This is a genomic window from Bradyrhizobium sp. (assembly GCF_049581145.1).
Taxonomy (GTDB): Bacteria; Pseudomonadota; Alphaproteobacteria; order Rhizobiales; family Xanthobacteraceae; genus Bradyrhizobium.
Map to the genome: position 1 here is coordinate 1 of NZ_JBAURI010000990.1, position 1,933 is coordinate 1,933.

2 protein-coding genes are annotated in these 1,933 nt (G+C 60.6%); one reads left to right on the top strand and one right to left on the bottom strand.

The genetic code is table 11. From position 1 onward, the window contains the following. Positions 1 to 78: 78 nt before the first annotated feature. Positions 79 to 492 carry a hypothetical protein gene (locus WCB02_RS32205; protein ID WP_423964623.1) on the bottom strand — a complete coding sequence of 138 codons (414 nt, stop codon included), beginning with the start codon at positions 490 to 492 and terminating at the stop codon, positions 79 to 81. A gap of 366 nt (positions 493 to 858) precedes the next feature. Between WCB02_RS32205 and WCB02_RS32210 the strand changes: the two genes are divergently transcribed. Continuing rightward, positions 859 to 1,933: dynamin family protein (locus WCB02_RS32210; protein ID WP_423964625.1), on the top strand; the 1,075-nt coding region annotated here is incomplete at its 3' end.

Genomic DNA, 1,933 nt, shown 5'->3' on the forward strand with positions numbered 1-1,933 from the left:
GTAGTATCCGACCCGGGCATCTTCACCCTCGGAGACTGCTCCCTGCCCGATCTCCGGCGGTTCTGCGATGCTTGCACCCTACAGAGAGGCTTCCAGCGACGGGACGGCCATTCGCGATTTTGCGATCACCATGCCGACATTCGCGCTCTTCCGGGTGACGATGACCACCACATGATTGCCGTTCTTCTTGCACCTCAAGAACATGTGCAGCAGGTTGTCGCTGAAAACCACGATTTCCTGGAAGTAGTGCGTGCCGTCGTTCCCCTTGATGCCCCTGGAACGCTTGAACATGTCCTCGATCGCGGAAACGTTGCTGCCCTGGAAGAGATCTGCAGTTGCCGCCGAAACTAGATCCAGCACCTCTTGCGGGTGCGAGTCGACGGTCTTGACTGCAAGAAGCATCCCTGTGGTCATGTCGACATAGCCTGCCGCAACACATTCCGGTATCTGGGTCATTGCTGACTGTAACGTTTTATCCAACGTGCTGGCCATGCCGTCTTACCTCACACTACTACGATACGCTGTGAATTATGCCGGATGCGCACACGTCGTCGTCTTGCGTACGTTCCAGCGTGAAAGCTCAATTTTATCTTTCAAAAAAAAGCCAGCCCGATAAGCGACAAATGAAACCGACCAAATTATGTCGAGGCTCCGGCGCGGCGACTTTTTCATCCAGCGTCCCGCTACACGCCTTCGAACAACCTCGAGTTGGTTGTGAAGAGTCGATGGAAATTCTACGAACGCACGCGAAGTATCAACACGCGATTTTTAAATCATCAAACGATCGCATATCAGCTGTATACGTGGCGCAGAAAGACTTTCCGCGCAGGCGCGGAGAGCTCTCGGGAGCCGTGTTCGGTGCCAGTTCTTGGATCTCTCGGCCGTGAACTGCAGGAGATCGCGGCGGCCACGCTGCGCCAGGCCGCGGCACTTCGGTTGTTGTTGGGTGAGAGCGACGTCGCAGCCCTCGACGACCTGGTCAATGGCGCGAAAGCGGACGTTTGCCGCATTGCTGTGGTCGGACAGGTCAAGGCCGGCAAGAGCTCGCTTATCAACGCGCTGATCGGCCGACCGCGATTTCTACCCGCCGACGTAAACCCCTGGACGGCCGTGGTCACGAGCCTCCACTTCGGCGAGAGCTCCGATGCGGGAGCGGTCTACCAGTTTTTCGACGAGCACGACTGGGAACGACTGGGATCCGGCGGACGCCTGCAGGAGCTCAGTCTGCGTCTGGGCGTGGCGCTCGATGCGGACACCCTGGCGCGCCAGATCCGGCTGATGCGCGATCGCGCCGAGCTCAGGCTGGGCCGCGACTTCCGACAGCTGCTTGGCCGGCAACACCGCTTCGCCACCGCCTCCCCCGAGGCATTGGAGCGCTATGTCTGCGCGGAAGACCTCGAGCGCGATGCGGCCGACATCCGCCCCGGGCATTCGGTGGGTCGTTTTGCCGACATCACGAAATCCGCCGACCTGTATTTTGACTTGCCGCCATTCGCCTATCCAACCGTCATCATGGACACGCCGGGAACGAACGACCCGTTTCTGGTGCGCGACCAGCTCTCGCGCGAGGTTCTGGAGCGCGCCGACGCCTGCATGGTGGTATTGAACGCACAACAGGCATTGTCCTCGGGCGACGTCAGTCTACTCCATTTGCTGCGTGGATTGCAGAAGGACAGAGTGGTTGTCTTCGTCAACCGGATCGACCAGCTCAGGGATCCCAAGGCGGAAGCAGAAGCGGTGTTGGCCCATGTTCGCGGCAAGCTCGCGATCGAGTTTCCCGGCAGCGACATTCCGGTCATTGCCGGCAGCGCCCTGTGGGCCGAACAGGCCCTGGCGTCCGAAGCGGCTGCGTCAAGTCCGCAGCCGCCGTCGCCGCGTCGACTGGGCGCGGAGCAGGCCGCCTCCCCCGAAGCTCCCGGCGGGCGTGCAGAAC